This is a genomic window from Pseudomonas sp. PSKL.D1, from assembly GCF_028898945.1.
Taxonomy (GTDB): domain Bacteria; phylum Pseudomonadota; class Gammaproteobacteria; order Pseudomonadales; family Pseudomonadaceae; genus Aquipseudomonas.
This window is the reverse complement of sequence record NZ_CP118607.1, coordinates 5,155,546-5,173,258: the sequence shown is the minus strand read 5'-3', so window position 1 is coordinate 5,173,258 and position 17,713 is coordinate 5,155,546. Positions and strand designations below refer to the sequence as shown.

Below are 17,713 nucleotides of genomic sequence, written 5' to 3'. Positions count from 1 at the left end.
AGGCAAAACGTAGCGGCATGATAACGGAGTTGGGCCCGTTGCGGCGGCCCGACGTCTCGGTGGGCCTCACACCCGGAATGCCCGCACCGCCCGATTCAGCTCTCCACCCAGGCTCAGCAACTGCTCCCCTTGCTCACGTCCCTCACCAATACGCTGCAGGTTGTCTTCACCCAGTTCATGAATCCGCGCGCTGTGGTCGCGAATTTCGCTCACTGCCCCGGTTTGCTGTGCTGTGACATTGGCGATGCGCACTGCCGTGTCGGAAATCGTACGGATTGCCGAGACGATCTCATCCAGCGCCCCATCCGCCGCCTGGGCCTGGCTGGCAGTGGCCTCGGCATGTTCGAGCTGGGTGCGCATGCCGGCCACCGATTCGCGGGCCGCTTGCTGCAGGCGATCGATCAGGGCCTGGATTTCGCCGGTTGCGCCGGTTGTTCGTTGGGCCAACGAGCGCACTTCGTCGGCAACCACCGCAAAACCACGGCCCATTTCGCCCGCACGGGCTGCTTCGATGGCGGCATTCAAGGCCAGCAGATTGGTTTGTTCGGCAATCGAGCGGATAACGGTAAGCACGCCGCCGATGGTGGCCGACTCTTCGGCCAGTTGTTCGATCATGCGGGCATTGCCTTGCACCTCATCGACCAAGGCACGTAGCCCGGAAAGGCTCTGGCCAATCACCGCCTGGCCCTGTTCCACGGCGCGGCCCGCATCGCGGCTGGCATCGGCGGCAGAGCTGGCATCGCCCGCCACCTGCTGGATGGTCGCTTCCAACTCGCCCAGGGCATCGCGGATCTGCCCCGTGTCACCGGCTTGGCGTTCAGCGCCGTCATGCAGCGCGGCGCTCATGCCTGCCAGGGCGTGGCTGCTGCCTGCAACCTGCTCGGCGTTGTGCCGGATGGTGCCGACCAGCTCTACCAGGTAGTGGCGCAGGCGGTTGAGTGATTCCTGGATGTCACGCAGTTCGCGATTGGTCTTACCCAGATTGATGGGCGCGGCAAAGTCGCCTTCAGCCCAGCGTGACAGGGCCGGGGCGAGGCTGGTCAGGGTACGCGTCAAACGGCGTTGCAAGGTGTCGATGAGCAGGGCAATAAGCAGGATCAGGCCAATCATCAGCCCTTGGATGATGCGCACTTCACCGGCAATAAGGGCGTGCTGGCTTCGCACTTGCGGCTCAAGGCCAGCGATTGCCTGCTGCACGGCATCCAGGCGTTCGTTGGTGCTGGCAGCGAGAGCGGCTCGGCGCTCGATCTGCTCGCGGGTGCGTTGCAGTTCGGCGGGGTAGCGCCCCAGCAGGCTTTGCAGCTCACGCTTCAAACCGACCGCGACATCTTCATCCTGGCCGCTGGCCTGGGTTTCCAGGCCCATGAGGGCTGCGAAGTCATCGGCGTTGGACTCGGCGGCGCGGGTGACGCCCAGCAGTGGCAGGCCATCGATGATTTGCGCCTGAGTACGGATGAACTGCAGCTCGCGCTCTACTTCGTCGGCCAGTTCGGCGCGCCCGCTGCTGACCAGTTTGTCGCGGGCCAGCGACAGGCGGCCAAGGTGCACGGTGGCATCAAGCAATGGCGACAAATAGCGGTTGGCCTCGCTGCTGTCGCTGTCGCGAGCATAACCAGCCAGTTGCTCGAAATTGGCACCCAGTTCCCGCTCGGCTTGCAGCAGCAAGGCTTGAGGGTCACCGGCCAACTTGCCGGCGGCCAACAGCTCGTTGGCAGTGAATGCCTGAAGGGTATCGAGGCTTGGGCGCAATTTGCCGGCCAGGTCATTGGGCCAGGCAGCCAGCGAGCCTTGCAACCGCGTGTTGGCCTCTACCGCCGCCGCGTGGCGCAGGGCGTCACCACTGGCCAAGTACGCCTGGATATTGCGGGCGGATTCGCTCTGAAACTGTTGAGACAGGCCCAGGTAGCGCTCCATCAGTTGATAAGGCCGCTCCAGGGCACGCTGCGACCACCACAGGGTCGCACCCAGGGCAATACAGACAGTCACCAGCAACAAGGTGTTGAAATTGGTCAGCCACTTCAGGCGCATAGCCGCGAACTTCCTGCGGGGGGAGTGGAGAGGTAGGCGCCTGAAGTTATTGCGGTTCTGTGACCGGGTGATGACGACAACGGGCTGGCGTACAAAAAAAGTGGCACAGTGCCGCTATCTTTCAGGGCTCGACCCGCACCACACAGTTACGCCCGGCATGCTTGGCGCGATAGAGCGCCTCATCCGCTGCACTGGCCATGGTCAACGCATCCAGCGCTTCATCCATCTGTACTACCCCTGCACTGAACGTGCACTGCAAGTCTCGCGGCTGCGCGGGGTAGAGGATTTCGGCAAAGCGACGCCGGATTTCGTCCAGCACCTTATGCGCGGCTTCCAGCGTGGTGTTGGGCATCACGATGGCGAACTCTTCACCGCCGTAGCGGCCGATGAAGTCAGTCTTGCGCAAGCGCTGCTTGAGAAACAGCGCCAGGCTCTTGATCACCCGGTCGCCCATGGGGTGGCCATGGCGGTCGTTGATCTTCTTGAAGTGATCGATGTCGAGCATGGCAAAGCTCAACGGCTGCTCTGCTCGTCGGGCGCGGAAGCTGCAGTCCTCAAGCAGTTGCAGGATGTGGGTGTGATTATAAAGGCCGGTCAGGCTGTCACGGACCATGCGCGCCTTGAGGTGCCTTGCGCGGGCGGCGCGGTTGCGCACGGTAGTGATCAGGTGGCGCGAGCGAAACGGCTTGGTAAGGAAATCGTCACCGGCCTCGCTCATGGCGTCGAGCTGTTTGTCCAGGTCGTCCTCGGCGGACAGGTAAATGATTGGCACGCTGACATAGCGGTCATTGTGGCGGATGACTTTGGCCAACTCCGGGCCGGTGCAGCCTGGCATGTACAAGTCGAGGATGATCAGGTCGGGCTGGAAGTCGGCAAGCTCGGCCATGGCGCGGATGGGCTCGGTCAGGCTACGGGTTAGCATGCCTGCACTGTTGAGTACGCGTTCGGTGTGCAGGGCCTGGGCCCGCGAGTCGTCCACAATCAATACGCGCAGTGGCTCTTGCGGGATGGCGCTGGTCATCAGCTCGAGTTTTTCCAGCAGGCTGGAGGGCTCCAGCGTGCCGGTCAGAAAGCCTTGCCCGCCAGCGCGAACGGCATCAAGGCGGGTAGGCGTATCGGGTTCGTGACCGCTAAAGAAGAGCAGCGGTATGGTGTTTTGCAGGCCTTGCTGGGCCTGCGCCGCCAAAGTCAGGCCGGCCCCCGGCCCCGTGAAGTCGACATCCATGACAATCGCCGAAGGCAAGTATTCCGCCATCGATGCCTTGAACGTGTCCGCGCTGGGTAGCGCTTGCACGTTAACGCCAAAAAACGCCAGCTGTTGTGCCAAGCGCTCGGCGCGATCATGGTCCTCAAGCAGGATGTACACCGGCTTGCGCATTGGCGGCAGGCTGGCCAGGTCGGGCGGGTCATCCTTGCGCAAGCCTGTGCGCACAAAGCGATGCAACAGGCGGTCGTGCTCCTGTTGGCGGCATCCTTGACTCGGCTCGACTGCTTCGCTCATGGCCTGACTACTTTAATGGTTGGAGTTTCAGGTGCGATGATGGCTCTATGCTAGCAGGTCTTTTTCCCCTGGCGAGTGCGCCTTATCAACAAAGGGTTAAGGATGATTATTCAGTTACTGACTCATTGGTCGCTTATGCGTATGGCGGTGTCTGCTTTATAGTGCAGCCACGCGGGCTTGCCGTGGCACCCTGGCGCTGGCCTGTGGTCCAAGCCCCTGAACCGTCGTGACTGATTAAGGACAAAGCCATGCTGGACTGGAAAAACCGCGAGGCCAAAGCCGAGCCCCGTGAGCGTGTCGATAGCCGCGGCGCCGCCGCGCGCAGCTACCTTGACGGCCTGTGGAGCCGTGCCCTGGGGACCCTGATCGGGTTGTACCTGTTGGTGTGCATCGGCCTGGGCTGGTACTGGAGCCAGGAGCCTGACCTGTTCCCCGTGCAGCAGAATGCACAGGCGGCGGCCGAGCGCGGTGGCCAGCAGATGGTCGTGGGCTACACCACCATTGAAACCCTCAAGACCGTTGCCGGCACGTTGTTGAACAAGCCGGGTGGCTACATCTCCAACGACCGCTTCCCGCCAGGCTTGTGGATGGACAACATGCCGAGCTGGGAATACGGCGTACTGGTGCAGGTGCGTGACCTGTCTCGCGCTCTGCGCAAGGACTTCGCCCGTTCCCAGTCGCAGTCCACCGAGGACGCCGATCTGGCGAAGGCCGAGCCACGCTTCAACTTCGATAACAAGAGCTGGATCCTGCCATCGAGCGAGTCGGAATTCGAAGAGGGTATCAAGTCGCTGAGCCGCTACCAGACTCGCCTGGCTGCCGGTGACAAGGGCGCGATCTTTTACACCCGTGCAGATAACCTGAATAACTGGCTGGGCGATGTGGCCACCCGTTTGGGTTCGTTGTCGCAACGCTTGTCGGCCAGCGTGGGCCGGGTGAAGCTGAACACCAATCTGAAGACCGAGTCGGTGGTTGCCGGCCAGGCGCCGCAGGTTGATGAGGAAGTGGTGGAAACCCCGTGGCTGCAGATCGACAACGTGTTCTACGAGGCCCGCGGCCAGGCCTGGGCGCTGTCGCACTTGCTGCGCGCCATCGAGGTGGACTTTGCCGACGTACTGGCGAAGAAGAATGCCACCGTCAGCGTGCGCCAGATCATTCGTGAGCTGGAAGCCTCGCAGGAAGCCCTGTGGAGCCCGATGGTTCTGAACGGCAGCGGCTTTGGCATGTGGGCCAACCACTCGCTGGTGATGGCCAACTACATCTCCCGTGCCAACGCCGCAGTGATCGACCTGCGCCAGCTGCTGTCGCAGGGCTGACCATGGCCATTGGCCCCGATGAGGCCGCCCACCGGGCGGCTTCCGACCGAGAACTGGTCACCTGGGTAGATGAAGCCGACCAAGTGTTGGGCGCTCTGCCCAGGGCCGAACTGCGTGAACGCGGCTTGATTGGCCGTTGCACTTTCATTTTGCTGTTCAACTCGGCGGGTGATCTTTGTGTGCACCGGCGCACCTTGAGCAAGGCGTTGTACCCCGGGTATTGGGATGTGGCAGCCGGTGGCATGGTGACGGCAGGCGAGGGCTATGCCGAGTCGGCCGCACGGGAGTTGGCAGAAGAGCTGGGGATCGATGGCGTTGAGCTGCGCTTCCATGAGCGCTTCTACTTCGACCAGCCGGACAACCGGTTGTGGTGCGCGGTGTATTCGGCAGTGTCGGATGCGCCGTTGCGGTTGCAGCCGGAAGAGGTGATCGAGGCGCGGTTCGTTCCGGTTGAGCAGGCCGAGGCGGAAAGCCTCGAAAAACCGTACTGCCCGGATTCGCTGGCGGCTTTGCAGCGTTACAAGGCCAGCGTGACGTGATTTGGGGCCGCGTTGCGGCCCTTTCGCGACACAAGGCCGCTCCCACAGGCGATTGCGTACCTATGTTGGAGCGGCCTTGTGTCGCGAAAGGACTGCAAAGCGGCCCCAGAGTCGCAAATCATTCGCAAAATGCCGCAATCCAGTACTTAGCATTTGCCTGATTTATCGTTAAACTGCGCGCCCTTTTCGGGCTGCCGCAGCGTTTTGCGGCAGTTAGCGCCGCCCCTGCCAGAGTGGGGCTTCGCGGTCGGCTCCCGCCGACCAGTTTTTGTCCTCAGCACCGAGGAACAAAAGTGGCCAAGAAAGCTTCTTCCTTCGCCGCCCTTGGCGGTCTCGTTTACTCCACCGATGCCGGTCGGCACTGCCCCGACTGTGGCCAGCCGGTGGATGCCTGCACCTGCAAGCAACAGGTCATCCCCGAAGGCGATGGCATTGCCCGTGTGCGCCGTGAAAGCAAAGGCCGCGGCGGTAAAACCGTGACCACGGTTACCGGCGTGCCCCTGCCGCTCGACCAGCTCAAGGAACTGGCCACCACCCTCAAGCGCCGTTGCGGTACCGGTGGTGCATTGAAGGATGGCGTCATCGAAATCCAGGGCGACCACGTCGAACTGCTGATCGGTGAGCTGACCAAGCAAGGTTTCAAGGCGAAAAAATCCGGCGGGTGATGCGGCCGCGCGATTTTTTGCCCAGCGCTTTCTAAACTCGTCTGCGTAGCCAGGGTCTACCCCTGGGCACGGACGAATCGTCATTTTCAGCTTTTACACTGCGCCCGCCTGTTGCCGGGGCAGTGTCTTCGACTTATTCATGGGGGACTTGAATGTCCGTACGACGCACACGCAAAGACGATGGTAGCCAATGGACCGTGGCCGACAGCCGCAGTGTTTATGGCATCCGCCATTGGGGCGCTGGTTATTTCGCCATCAATGAAGCCGGGCGCGTCGAAGTGCGCCCCAATGGCCCGGCCAGCGCCCCGATCGACCTGTTCGAGCAGGTTCAGGAGCTTCGCCAGAGCGGCCTTTCGCTGCCGCTGCTGGTGCGCTTCCCGGATATCCTGCAGGACCGCGTTCGCCAACTGACCGGTGCCTTCGATGCCAACATCGCGCGCCTGGAATACCAGAGCCAGTACACCGCGCTGTACCCGATCAAGGTTAACCAGCAAGAAGCGGTGGTAGAGAACATCATCGCCACGCAGAACGTCTCCATCGGCCTGGAAGCAGGCTCCAAGCCTGAACTGCTGGCGGTGCTGGCGTTGGCGCCAAAAGGCGGCACCATCGTCTGCAACGGTTACAAGGACCGCGAGTTCATCCGCCTGGCGCTGATGGGCCAGAAACTTGGCCACAACGTGTTCATCGTCATCGAGAAAGAGTCCGAAGTGGCGCTGGTGATCGAAGAGGCCGCTGAACTCAAGGTGAAACCGCAGGTCGGCCTGCGCGTGCGCCTGTCGTCGCTGGCCTCCAGCAAATGGGCAGACACGGGTGGCGAGAAGTCCAAGTTCGGCCTGTCGGCTGCCCAGCTGATTTCGGTGGTGCAGCGCTTCCGCGATGCCGGCCTGGATCAGGGCATTCGCCTGCTGCACTTCCATATGGGCTCGCAGATCGCCAACCTGGCTGACTACCAGCACGGCTTCAAGGAAGCCATCCGCTATTACGGCGAGCTGCGTGCGCTGGGCCTGCCGGTCGACCATATCGATGTGGGCGGTGGCCTGGGCGTGGACTACGACGGTACCCACTCGCGCAATGCCAGCTCGATCAACTACGACATGGACGACTACGCCGGGGTGGTGGTGGGGATGCTCAAAGAGTTCTGCGACGCGCAGGGCTTGCCGCACCCGCACATCTTCTCGGAAAGCGGCCGTTCGCTGACTGCGCACCACGCCATGCTGGTGATTCAGGTAACCGACGTCGAAAGCCACAACGACGAAGTGCCGGTGATCGAGAACAAGGAAAGCCTGCCTGAAACCGTGCAATGGCTGGCCGACCTGTTGGGCCCGACCGACATCGAAATGGTCACCGAAACCTACTGGCGCGCCACCCACTATATGGGCGACGTGGCTGCCCAGTACGCCGACGGCAAACTCAGCCTGAGCGAGAAGGCCCTGGCCGAGCAGTGCTACTTCGCGGTTTGCCGCCGCCTGCACAATTCGCTCAAGGCGCGCCAGCGCTCGCACCGCCAAGTGCTGGACGAACTGAACGACAAGCTGGCCGACAAGTACATCTGCAACTTCTCGGTGTTCCAGAGCCTGCCCGACACCTGGGCCATTGGCCAGGTGCTGCCGATCATCCCGCTGCACCGCCTGGACGAAGAGCCGATGCGCCGCGCGGTGTTGCAGGACCTGACCTGCGACTCCGACGGCAAGATCAACCAGTACGTCGACGAGCAGAGCATCGAAACCAGCATGCCGGTGCATGCGGTGAAGGTGGGCGAAGACTACCTGTTGGGCGTGTTCCTGGTCGGTGCCTACCAGGAAATTCTCGGTGACATGCACAACCTGTTCGGTGACACCGACTCGGTGAACATCTATCAGAACGCCGACGGCAGCGTATACCACGCCGGTATAGAGACCCACGACACCATCGAAGACATGCTGCGCTACGTGCACCTGTCGCCGGAGGAGTTGATGACCCACTACCGCGACAAAGTGGCCAGCGCCAAGATCAGCGCGCGTGAGCGTACGCAGTTCCTGGATGCGCTGCGGTTGGGGTTGACCCGGTCTTCGTATCTGTCGTCCTGATCGCCGGGCCGCTCCCGCAGAAGTTGAAGCGCTTTTTTGTGGGAGCGGCCTTGCCGGGGCGCCGGACCGGTCGGAAAGGGGTGCGTAGCGCCCCCATCGATTGCAGCTTCGCAGCCGATACTGCCGGGGCCGCTTCGCAGCCCTTTCGCGACACAAGGCCGCTCCCACAGGAATTGCGCATGCCTTGAGGTAACCACTGAACCTGTAGGAGCGGATTTATCCGCGAACACCGGCAAAGCCGCTGCCATCCACCGCATCGATTGGCATGCGTAGGACCTTGTAGGAGCGGCCTTGCCGGGGCGCCGGACCGGTCGGAAATGAGGGCAAAGCCCTCACCTGCTCCAGCGGTTTGTTCGCTCCAACCGCCACCCCACCCACGCCAAAGTCACCGCCCGCAACGCCATGAATCCAAGAAACGCCACCCACAACCCATGGTTCCCAAACTCGCGCATGGCAAACGCCACCGGCAGCGCAATCACCACCGCCACCAACATCGCATTGCGCATCTCCCGCGCCCGGGTGGCGCCGATGAACAGCCCGTCCAGCAAGTAACTCCACACCGCAATCAACGGCAGCAGTGCCAGATACGGCAGGTAGGGGTAAGCCGCTGCCCGCACGCTGTCGATGTCGGTTTGCAGGTCGATGAACAGGTGCCCGCCCAGCAAGAACAACCCCGCAAACCCAAGGCTTGTGATCAGCGACCAACCACCCGCCACCACCAGCGAGCGGCGCAGGGTGTCGCGGTCCCGCGCGCCAATCGCATGGCCGCACAGGGCTTCCACGGCATGGGCCAGCCCATCGAGCGCGTAAGCGGTCAGCAGCAGGCCGTTGAGCAGCAGGGCGTTGGCCGCCACCGTGGCTTCACCCAACCGTGCACCCTGAATGGTGATGAGCAGGAACACCAGTTGCAGCGCCAGGCTGCGCAGGAAGATATCGCGGTTGACCGCCAGCAAGGGGCGCCACGCCTGCCAGCGTTTCAACGCTGCCCAGGCAATCTCGCCAGGGTATGCGCGCAGGGCAGGGCGGGTGAGGGCCAGGCCCATCAAAGCCGCTGTCCACTCGGCAATCACCGATGCCCGCGCCGAACCCTGCACACCCCAGTCCAGGCCAAGCACGAACCACAGGTTGAGTACAATGTTCAGCAGGTTGGTGGTCAGCAGGATGGTCAGCGGCGCACGGGCGTTCTGCGTGCCGAGGAACCAACCGACCAGCGCATAGCTGGCCAGCGCCGCCGGCAGCCCGAGCAAGCGAGTGTGGAAGAACGCTTCGGTCGATTGCTGTAACGCCTCGCTCGGTTGCATTGCATGCAGTGCCAGCTGGCTCAAGGGCAAGGCCAGCAAGCCGATCAACAAGCCGAGGCCCAGTGCCAGCATCAAGCCTTGCGCCAACACCTGGCGCAAGGCCGCCCCATCGGAGCGTCCCGCGGCCTGGGCAGCGAAGCCGGTGGAGCCCATGCGCAAAAAGCCCAGCAACCCGACCATGAAGGTGAACAGCGTGGCACCCACGGCCACTGCGCCCAATTGATGGGCATGGGGCAGGTGGCCAATGACCGTGCTGTCGACCAACGCCACCAGCGGGACCGAAATGTTGGACAGGATCATCGGTGCGGCAAGTGCCCAGACCTTGAGGTGTGTAGGGCGGTGGTGCCAGTCGGTGGCGAGTTGGGACATTCGGATTCCAGAGGGGGGGTGAGCTGAACTGCCAGCATTGTAGCGGCCACGCACCGTTGAGCTATAGTTGCTGCCCTCACGTACACGCTGCCAAAGAGTTCCCACTCCATGTTCAACAAAGGATTGTTGCTGGCCTGCGCGCTGGCGTTGCTCAGTGCCTGTGATTCCTCGACGCCCGACAAACCCGTGCCTGCCGAAAAGCCGGCCGCCAGCGCGGCGGTCGAGGCCCCGGCGCCCAAGCGTGAGGACGCTGCCGCGCTGGCCAAACGCTATGAAGGCCGTGAGTTGAGCGTGCTGGACGTCTCCGAGGTGCAACTGGACGGGGCCAGCACCCTGTCGATCAGTTTCTCCGCCCCTTTGGATGCCCAGCAGGACTTCGCCAACAAGCTGCACCTGGTCGACACCGTCAAGGGCAAGGTCGACGGCGCCTGGGAACTCTCCGACAACCAGATGGAACTGCGCCTGCGCCACCTTGAACCGCAGCGTAAGCTGGTACTGACCGTCGACAAAGGCTTGCTGGCGGTGAACGGCAAGCAGCTCGAAAGCGAGTCGGTGACCCGCCTGGAAACCCGCGACATGCAGCCCACCGTGGGCTTCGCCAGCCGTGGTTCGCTGCTGCCGACACGCCTGGCCGAGGGCCTGCCGGTGATCGCGCTGAACGTCGACAAGGTCGATGTGGAGTTCTTCCGGGTGAAACCGGAAATGCTTTCCACCTTCCTGGTCAACTGGGGGCGCAACAGCAGCCTGTACTACTACCAGTCCAAGGAAACCTTGGCCCTGGCCGACCTGATCTACAGTGGCCGCTTCGACCTCAACCCGGCGCGTAACACCCGCGAGACCGTGCTGTTGCCCATCGCCGCTATCAAGCCGCTGCAGGACCCGGGCGTTTACCTGGCCGTGATGCGCGCCTCGGGCACCTACGACTACTCGCAACCCGCCACGCTGTTCACCCTCAGCGACATTGGTGTGTCTGCCCACCGTTACCGCGACCGTCTGGACGTATTCGCCCAGGCCCTTGAGGGCGGCAAGGCACTCAAGGACGTGAACCTCGAACTGCACGATGACAAAGGCAAACTATTGGCCCAGGCCAAGACTGATGGCCAAGGCCATGCCCAACTGCCCATCACCGCCAAAGCCGATACCCTGATTGCCACGCAAGGTGTGCACACCACATTGTTGCGGCTGAACACCGCCGCGCTGGACCTGGCCGAGTTCGACATCACCGGCCCCCAAGCCAACCCGCTGCAGTTCTTCATCTTCGGCCCGCGTGACCTCTACCGCCCGGGCGAGACCGTGCTGCTTAATGGCCTGCTGCGTGATCAGGATGGCAAGCCGGTCAAGGCGCAACCTGTAAGCGTGGAAGTACGTCGCCCCGACGAACAGGTGAGCCGCAAATTCGTCTGGGAGGCAGACACCAACGGCCTGTACCAATACCAGCTGCAACTGGCCAGCGAGGCGCCGACTGGCCGCTGGCAACTGCTGCTCGACCTGGGCGGTGGTCGCAAGCAGGTTTACGAGTTTCTGGTAGAAGACTTCCTCCCCGAACGCCTGGCGCTGGAGCTCAAAGGCAGCCCAACGCCGCTGTCGCCTGAAGAAGATGCCCGTATCCAGGTCAACGGCCGTTACCTGTATGGCGCCCCGGCAGCTGGCAATCGCCTGAGCGGCCAAGCCTACGTGCGCCCGCTCCGCGAGGCGGTACCGGGCTTGCCGGGCTACCAGTTTGGCTCGGTCACCGAAACGGAGTTGAACCAGGACCTGGAACTGGACGAAGTCACCCTCGACCAGGCCGGCAAGGCCGTAGTCGATATCGAAAGCCGCTGGGCCGAAGCCCGGTCGCCGCTGCAGTTGACCGTGCAAGCCAGCCTGCAGGAGTCTGGCGGCCGGCCCATCACCCGTCGCCTTGAGCAACCGATCTGGCCCGGCGAGCGTCTGCCGGGCTTGCGTGGCCTGTTCGATGGCGAGGAAACCGACAGTGATGGCCCTGTTGAATTCGAGTTTCTGGTGGCCGACCGCGAGGGCAACAAGCTTGCCGCCGATGGCTTGAAGGTGCGCCTGATCCGCGAGCGCCGCGACTACTACTGGAACTACTCGCAGAGCGATGGCTGGAGCTACAACTACAACGAGAAATTCCTTACCCAAAGTGAAGAAACCGTCAGTGTGAAGGCCGGCTCCACGGCCAAACTGACCTTCCAGGTGGAGTGGGGGCCATACCGGGTCGAGGTGGAAGACCCGCAAACCGGCCTGGTGTCGAGCGAGCGCTTCTGGGCTGGCTACCGCGCCCAGGACAACGCCGAAGGCGGCGCCGTGCGGCCCGACCAGGTGAAGCTGGCGCTGGACAAACCGGCTTACAGCGACGGCGCGATGGCCAAGGTCACGGTTACCCCGCCAGCTGCCGGCAGTGGCTACCTGATGATCGAATCCAGTGATGGCCCGCTGTGGTGGCAGGAAATCGAGGTGCCTGCCGAGGGCAAAACGTTCGATGTGCAACTGGACAAGCAATGGGCGCGGCACGACCTGTACATCAGCGCCTTGGTGATCCGCCCGGGTGAGCGCAAGGCCAACGCCACGCCCAAGCGTGCTGTCGGCGTGTTGCACCTGCCGCTGGCGCGCGCCGAGCGCAAGCTTGCGGTGAGCCTTCAGGCCCCCGAGAAGATGCGCCCCAAGCAACCGCTGACGGTCAACATCAAGGCAGCCAATGCCGATGGCAGTGTGCCGAAACAGGTGCATGTGCTGCTGTCAGCGGTGGACGTGGGCATCCTCAACATCACTGATTTCAAAACCCCCGACCCGTTTGCCAGCCTGTTCGGCCGCAAGGCTTACGGTGCTGACCAGCTGGACATCTACGGCCAGTTGATCGAAGCCGGGCAGGGGCGCCTGGCCAGCCTTGCCTTTGGTGGTGATGCTGCAATGGCCAAGGGCGGCAAGCGCCCGAACACCACGGTGACCATCGTCGCCCAGCAGAGCCTGCCGGTGACGCTGAATGAACAAGGCGAGGGCCAGGCGACGGTAGACATCCCCGACTTCAACGGCGAACTGCGCCTGATGGCCCAGGCCTGGACTGACGAGCACTTTGGCATGGCCGAAGGCAAGACTGTGGTCGCCGCGCCCTTGATCGCCGAACTGTCGGCGCCACGCTTCCTGGCGGGCGGTGACCGCACCAGCCTGGCGCTGGACCTGGCCAATCTCTCGGGCAGGGCACAGCAACTGACTGTTGAAGTCACCACTGACGGCCAGTTGAGCCTGGCCGCCAATGCTCAGCAGAGTGTCACCCTTGCCGAAGGCCAGCGCACGACATTGATGATCCCGGTACAGGCCCAAGGCGGCCTGGGCCAAGGCAAAGTGCATGTGCGGGTCAACGGCCTGCAGTTGCCGGGTGAAGCGGTAAACGCTTTCGAGCGCGAGTGGACACTGGGCGTACGCCCGGCCTACCCGGCGATGCTCAAGCATTACCGCGTGGCCCTGAAGGACCAGCCGTGGACGCTGCCAGAGGCAGAACTGGCCGCCTTTGAGCCGGCTGGCCTGGAAGCGAGCCTGGCGTTGTCGAGCCGCCCGCCGCTGAACCTGGCCGAGCAGATTCGCGCTCTGGAAGCCTACCCTTACGGTTGCCTTGAGCAGACCACCAGTGGCCTGTACCCCTCGCTGTACGCTGATGCCGAAAGCCTCAAGCGCCTTGGCATCAAGGGCGAACCTGCCGAGGTGCGCAAACGCAAGATCGAGATGGGCATCGAGCACCTGCTGGGCATGCAGCGTTACAACGGCAGCTTTGGCCTGTGGAGTTCCGACAGCGAAGAGGAATACTGGCTGACGGCCTATGTCACCGACTTCCTGCTGCGCGCCCGCGACCAAGGTTATGGCGTGCCCGCCGAGGCACTGAAGAAGGCCAACGAGCGGCTGCTGCGTTACCTGCAGGAGCGCAACCTGATCGAAGTCGACTACAGCGACAACGCCGAACACACACGCTTTGCCGTGCAGGCCTACGCTGCGCTGGTGCTGTCGCGCAGTCAGCAAGCGCCCCTCGGCGCCTTGCGCAGCCTGTTCGAGCGCCGCGCCGATGCACGCTCCGGGTTGCCGCTCGTGCAGTTGGCCGTGGCCTTGGACAAGATGGGGGACAAACCGCGTTCGCAGCAGGCGCTGCAAGCGGGCCTGGGTATCAGCCGCAGCAAGGGCTGGATGGCCGATTACGGCAGCAGCCTGCGTGATCAGGCGTTGATTCTGGCACTGCTGCAGGAGAGCAACCTGGCCAGCAATCAGGTGGATCAGCGCCTGTTCGCCCTGTCGGACGAACTGGCGGCCAACCGCTGGTTGTCGACTCAGGAACGCAACGCCCTGTATCTGGCCGGTCGCGGCTTGCTTGGCAAGCCCGAAGCACCTTGGAAGGCACGGCTGGACAGCGCGGGTGATGTGCGCGAGTTCGACAATGCCGAGTCTGGCATGAAGCTCGAGGGGCCGCTGTTGGCGTCGCCGCTGACCGTGCACAACCAAGGCACTGAAACGGTCTATCAGCAACTGACCCTCTCCGGCTACCCACGCCAAGCCCCGGCTGCTGGTGGCAATGGCATGGAAATCCGCCGTGAGTACCTGGGCATGAACGGTGAGCCGCTGGACCTGCACAACCTTCGCAGTGGTGCACTGGTGTTGGTGCACCTGGCGGTCAAGGCGCAAGACGCTGTGCCGGATGCACTGGTGGTCGACCTGTTGCCGGCGGGCCTTGAACTGGAGAACCAGAACCTCGCACAAAGCGCCGCCAGCCTCGACAACGCCAGCAGTGCGGTGAAGCAGTGGCGCGAGTCGATGCAGAATGCCAGTGTGGTGCATCAGGAATACCGCGATGATCGCTACGTGGCAGCGCTGAAGCTTGATGGCTACGGCACCACGCACCTTCTGTACCTGGCACGGGCAGTGACGCCGGGCACTTACCGGGTGCCGCCGCCGCAGGTGGAGTCGATGTACCGGCCAAACCTGCAGGCGGTGGGGGATGGGCAAGGGGAGTTGACGGTAAAAGCCCGCTAAGTCCCGGGTTGGTACCGTTTGTGTAGGAGCGGATTCATCCGCGATGCAGCCGACGCGATTGATGGCACCGGCTTTGCCGGTGATCGCGGATAAATCCGCTCCTACTGGGGTTGTGTAAGGTCTTGAGTCAGTGAATCACCCAACTCATCACCCACAACCCCAGCACCAGCCAGATGATCCCGAGAATGATCGAGGCCCGCATGAAGGCGCGGATTGCCGAGTACAGCAGCATCAGGCCGACGATCAAGGCAAGTATGCTGATGAGTGAGGTATCCATGCCCAGCGTGCGGGCCAGGCCATCAATGAAATTGCCCCCGGCATTGGCCAGCAGGTTGAACAAACCGCTCAAGGCGTCGACGATGAAGCGGATCAGCGACCCCAGCGCCTGGCCAAGCCACTCGAAAAAACCTTCTACATGCATAGTTGCTTCCTGATGAGCGAATTGGCGAACGCGCCGTTCCCAAGCCTTTGGCCACTACCTGGCCAGGTCGGTTCCCGATGCCAAGCTTAGCGCGTGTGCGCAAGGTATTGGGCAGGGTGGCCTTTGCGGGTTTGGTGATGATCGGCCTGCTGTGGCTGGCTGATCGCATCTGGCCTTTGCCCATGCCCACCGACGACTTGGCGCGGGTGGTGCTGGCCGAAGACGGCACGCCGCTGTGGCGCTTTGCCGATGCCGATGGCGTTTGGCGCTACCCGGTCAGCCCTGAAGAGGTGTCGCCACTTTATTTGCAGGCATTGCTGGCCTACGAGGACCGCTGGTTCTACCAGCACCCGGGGGTCAACCCGCTGGCGTTGGCGCGGGCGGCGTGGCTGAACCTGCGCGATGGGCGTGTGGTGTCGGGCGGCAGCACGCTGTCGATGCAGGTGGCGCGTTTGCTCGACCCGCATGACCGCACGCTCGCCGGCAAGCTTCGGCAACTGTGGCGCACGGCGCAGCTGGAGTGGCACCTGCCCAAACGCGAAATTTTGCAGATCTACCTCAACCGTGCGCCGTTCGGGGGGACGTTGCAGGGCGTTGCGGCGGCCAGTTGGGCGTACCTGGGCAAGTCGCCCTTGCATCTGACGCCAGCCGAAGCGGCCTTGCTGGCCGTATTGCCCCAGGCGCCCAGCCGCTTGCGACCGGACCGTCATCCCGCCCGTGCCCAACGTGCCCGAGACAAGGTGCTGCAGCGGCTGAACGAATATCAGGCCTGGCCTGCCCTGCAAATCCAGGAAGCGCTTGAAGAGCCCCTGTTGCTGGCGCCTCGGCAGGAGCCCGCCCTGGCGCCGCTACTCGCCCGCCGGCTGAACACCCCCGGCAGCCCGCCGCTGATCCGCACCACCCTCGATGCCGCATTGCAACGCCGCCTGGAAGACCTGCTGTTGGGTTGGCGCGCCCGCCTGCCCGAGCGTACCTCGGCGGCCTTGCTGGTGGTGGACGCCCAGACCATGGCGGTTCGGGCCTACCTGGGTTCAATTGACCTTGCAGACGAGCGCCGCTTTGGCCACGTCGACATGGTGCGTTCGCTGCGCTCGCCGGGGTCAACGCTCAAGCCGTTTCTGTATGGGCTGGCGATGGACGACGGCCTGATTCATTCCGAATCGCTGTTGCAAGATGTGCCAAGGCGTTACGGCGACTACCGCCCCGGCAACTTCTCCATGGGCTTCAGCGGCCCTGTGTCAGCCAGCTCGGCGTTGGCGTTGTCGCTCAACCTGCCCGCGGTGCAATTGCTGGAAGCCTACGGCCCCAAGCGCTTTGCGGCACAGCTGCGCATGGCCGGCATGCCGCTGGTGCTGCCGCCGCTGGCAGAGCCCAACCTCTCGCTGATTCTGGGCGGCGCGGGTAGCCGCCTGGAAGAACTGGTCGGGGGTTACGCCGCATTGGCGCGGGGCGGCAACAGTGCCCGCGTGCGCTTGCAGCCACAGGACGCACTGGTCGAGCATCGGCTGATGTCGCCTGGTGCTGCTTGGATCATCCGTCGCATCCTCAGCGGCCAGGCCAGGCCTGATCGCGACCCCCACGCAGAGCTGGTGCAGCGCCCGCAACTGGCCTGGAAAACCGGCACCAGCTATGGCTTTCGTGATGCCTGGTCGATTGGCGTGGGGCCGCGTTACCTGATCGGCGTATGGATTGGCCGCCCGGACGGCACACCGGTACCGGGGCAGTTCGGCCTGGCGTCTGCGGCGCCGTTGATGCTGCAGGTTCACGATTTGCTGAGTAACCGCGACAGCCAACGCGGCATCACCACGCCCATCGAGCGTGTACCCGACAGCGTCGGCGTGGCCGCGATCTGCTGGCCCCTGGGCCAGCCCATGAGCCGTCAGGACACCAACTGCAGGCGCCAGCGTTTTGCCTGGACGCTCGATGGCACCACACCGCCCACCTTGCAGGCAGCCGATCAGCCCCTTGGGCTGGGCTTGCGCGAAAGCGTGTGGGTGAATGCCAAGGGCCTGCGTGTGGATGGCAGCTGCCCGGGGGCCGCACCGCGTGACGTCGCATTGTGGCCCGCCGCGCTTGAACCTTGGCTGCCCCGCGTGGAGCAACGGGCAGCCCGGCTGCCGCCAGCAGACCCAAGCTGCCCGCCGCAGGCACCTGCCAGCGCACCCCCCTTGGCCATCGTCGGTGTGCGCTCGGGTGACAACCTGCGCCGCCCGGCCACCAGCCTTGAGCCTTTGCAGTTGCATGTTTCGGCCTTGGGCGGTGGCGGGCGACGCTGGTGGTTCCTCAACGGCCAGCCGCTCGGCGAAACCGATGGCCAGGGCAGCCTGCTGGTGCGCTTCGAACACGCGGGGCAAGCCGAGTTGAGTGCGCTGGACGAAAGCGGTGAAACGGCACGGGTGGCCTTCCAGGTCAGCGACTAGCCGGTCGACGTAAACCAAGGCACCACCTACGCTTGCAGGTGACGGGCGTGACCGGTGCCCAAGGGATTGTGGAGCGT

Annotated in this window: 10 protein-coding genes; 6 read left to right on the top strand and 4 right to left on the bottom strand. The window is 63.6% G+C overall.

Features of this window, described 5'->3' with window-relative positions:
- Window positions 1-66 precede the first annotated feature (66 nt).
- Both PVV54_RS23135 and PVV54_RS23130 read right to left on the bottom strand, forming a co-directional pair.
- On the bottom strand, window positions 67-1,914 hold the full coding sequence (locus PVV54_RS23135) for a methyl-accepting chemotaxis protein (RefSeq protein WP_446731478.1): 1,848 nt from the start codon (window positions 1,912-1,914) through the stop codon (window positions 67-69).
- Window positions 1,915-2,149: 235 nt separating this feature from the next.
- The gene (locus tag PVV54_RS23130) at window positions 2,150-3,529 is read right to left on the bottom strand and encodes a diguanylate cyclase (protein ID WP_274907453.1); all 1,380 of its coding nucleotides are present in this window, start codon (window positions 3,527-3,529) and stop codon (window positions 2,150-2,152) included.
- Between the two features lie 248 nt (window positions 3,530-3,777).
- Between PVV54_RS23130 and PVV54_RS23125 the strand changes: the two genes are divergently transcribed.
- The 4 genes from PVV54_RS23125 (at window position 3,778) to speA (ending at window position 8,115) form a co-directional block, all read left to right on the top strand.
- Window positions 3,778-4,845 carry a DUF2333 family protein gene (locus PVV54_RS23125; RefSeq protein WP_274907452.1) on the top strand — a complete coding sequence of 356 codons (1,068 nt, stop codon included), beginning with the start codon at window positions 3,778-3,780 and terminating at the stop codon, window positions 4,843-4,845.
- Window positions 4,846-4,847: 2 nt separating this feature from the next.
- Window positions 4,848-5,384, top strand: coding sequence for an NUDIX hydrolase (locus PVV54_RS23120; RefSeq protein WP_274907451.1), 537 nt, complete (start codon window positions 4,848-4,850; stop codon window positions 5,382-5,384).
- 293 nt (window positions 5,385-5,677) lie between these two features.
- Complete coding sequence (locus PVV54_RS23115; protein ID WP_133970151.1) at window positions 5,678-6,049, top strand: translation initiation factor Sui1; 372 nt, start codon at window positions 5,678-5,680, stop codon at window positions 6,047-6,049.
- 152 nt (window positions 6,050-6,201) lie between these two features.
- The gene (speA, locus tag PVV54_RS23110) at window positions 6,202-8,115 is read left to right on the top strand and encodes an arginine decarboxylase (protein ID WP_274907450.1); all 1,914 of its coding nucleotides are present in this window, start codon (window positions 6,202-6,204) and stop codon (window positions 8,113-8,115) included.
- A gap of 332 nt (window positions 8,116-8,447) precedes the next feature.
- Here the strand turns inward: speA and PVV54_RS23105 are convergent, their stop codons facing one another.
- Entirely contained in the window at window positions 8,448-9,785 is a 1,338-nt protein-coding gene (locus PVV54_RS23105; protein WP_274907449.1) for an MATE family efflux transporter, read from the bottom strand.
- A 108-nt stretch (window positions 9,786-9,893) separates the two neighbouring features.
- Between PVV54_RS23105 and PVV54_RS23100 the strand changes: the two genes are divergently transcribed.
- Window positions 9,894-14,795, top strand: a complete 4,902-nt coding sequence (locus tag PVV54_RS23100) for an alpha-2-macroglobulin family protein (RefSeq protein WP_274907448.1) — start codon at window positions 9,894-9,896, stop codon at window positions 14,793-14,795.
- 127 nt (window positions 14,796-14,922) lie between these two features.
- On the opposite strand, the gene PVV54_RS23095 is transcribed toward PVV54_RS23100, so the two are convergent.
- Window positions 14,923-15,216 (bottom strand): hypothetical protein, encoded by a 294-nt coding sequence (locus PVV54_RS23095; RefSeq protein ID WP_008093106.1) that lies wholly within the window; start codon window positions 15,214-15,216, stop codon window positions 14,923-14,925.
- 77 nt (window positions 15,217-15,293) lie between these two features.
- Here PVV54_RS23095 and pbpC point away from each other — a divergent pair, with 77 nt between their 5' ends.
- A complete protein-coding gene (gene pbpC / locus PVV54_RS23090) occupies window positions 15,294-17,636 on the top strand; it encodes a peptidoglycan glycosyltransferase PbpC (RefSeq protein ID WP_274907447.1) in 2,343 nt (780 codons plus the stop codon).
- The last annotated feature ends 77 nt before the right edge of the window (window positions 17,637-17,713 follow it).

What these genes read in the sequence shown, in the direction of transcription:
- PVV54_RS23135 (WP_446731478.1), bottom strand. Translation starts at nt 1,914, where the DNA reads ATGGAGCGCTACCTGGGCCTGTCTCAACAGTTTCAGAGCGAATCCGCC.
- PVV54_RS23130 (WP_274907453.1), bottom strand. Translation starts at nt 3,529, where the DNA reads ATGAGCGAAGCAGTCGAGCCGAGTCAAGGATGCCGCCAACAGGAGCAC.
- PVV54_RS23125 (WP_274907452.1), top strand. Translation starts at nt 3,778, where the DNA reads ATGCTGGACTGGAAAAACCGCGAGGCCAAAGCCGAGCCCCGTGAGCGT.
- PVV54_RS23120 (WP_274907451.1), top strand. Translation starts at nt 4,848, where the DNA reads ATGGCCATTGGCCCCGATGAGGCCGCCCACCGGGCGGCTTCCGACCGA.
- speA (WP_274907450.1), top strand. Translation starts at nt 6,202, where the DNA reads ATGTCCGTACGACGCACACGCAAAGACGATGGTAGCCAATGGACCGTG.
- PVV54_RS23105 (WP_274907449.1), bottom strand. Translation starts at nt 9,785, where the DNA reads ATGTCCCAACTCGCCACCGACTGGCACCACCGCCCTACACACCTCAAG.
- PVV54_RS23100 (WP_274907448.1), top strand. Translation starts at nt 9,894, where the DNA reads ATGTTCAACAAAGGATTGTTGCTGGCCTGCGCGCTGGCGTTGCTCAGT.
- PVV54_RS23095 (WP_008093106.1), bottom strand. Translation starts at nt 15,216, where the DNA reads ATGCATGTAGAAGGTTTTTTCGAGTGGCTTGGCCAGGCGCTGGGGTCG.
- pbpC (WP_274907447.1), top strand. Translation starts at nt 15,294, where the DNA reads ATGCCAAGCTTAGCGCGTGTGCGCAAGGTATTGGGCAGGGTGGCCTTT.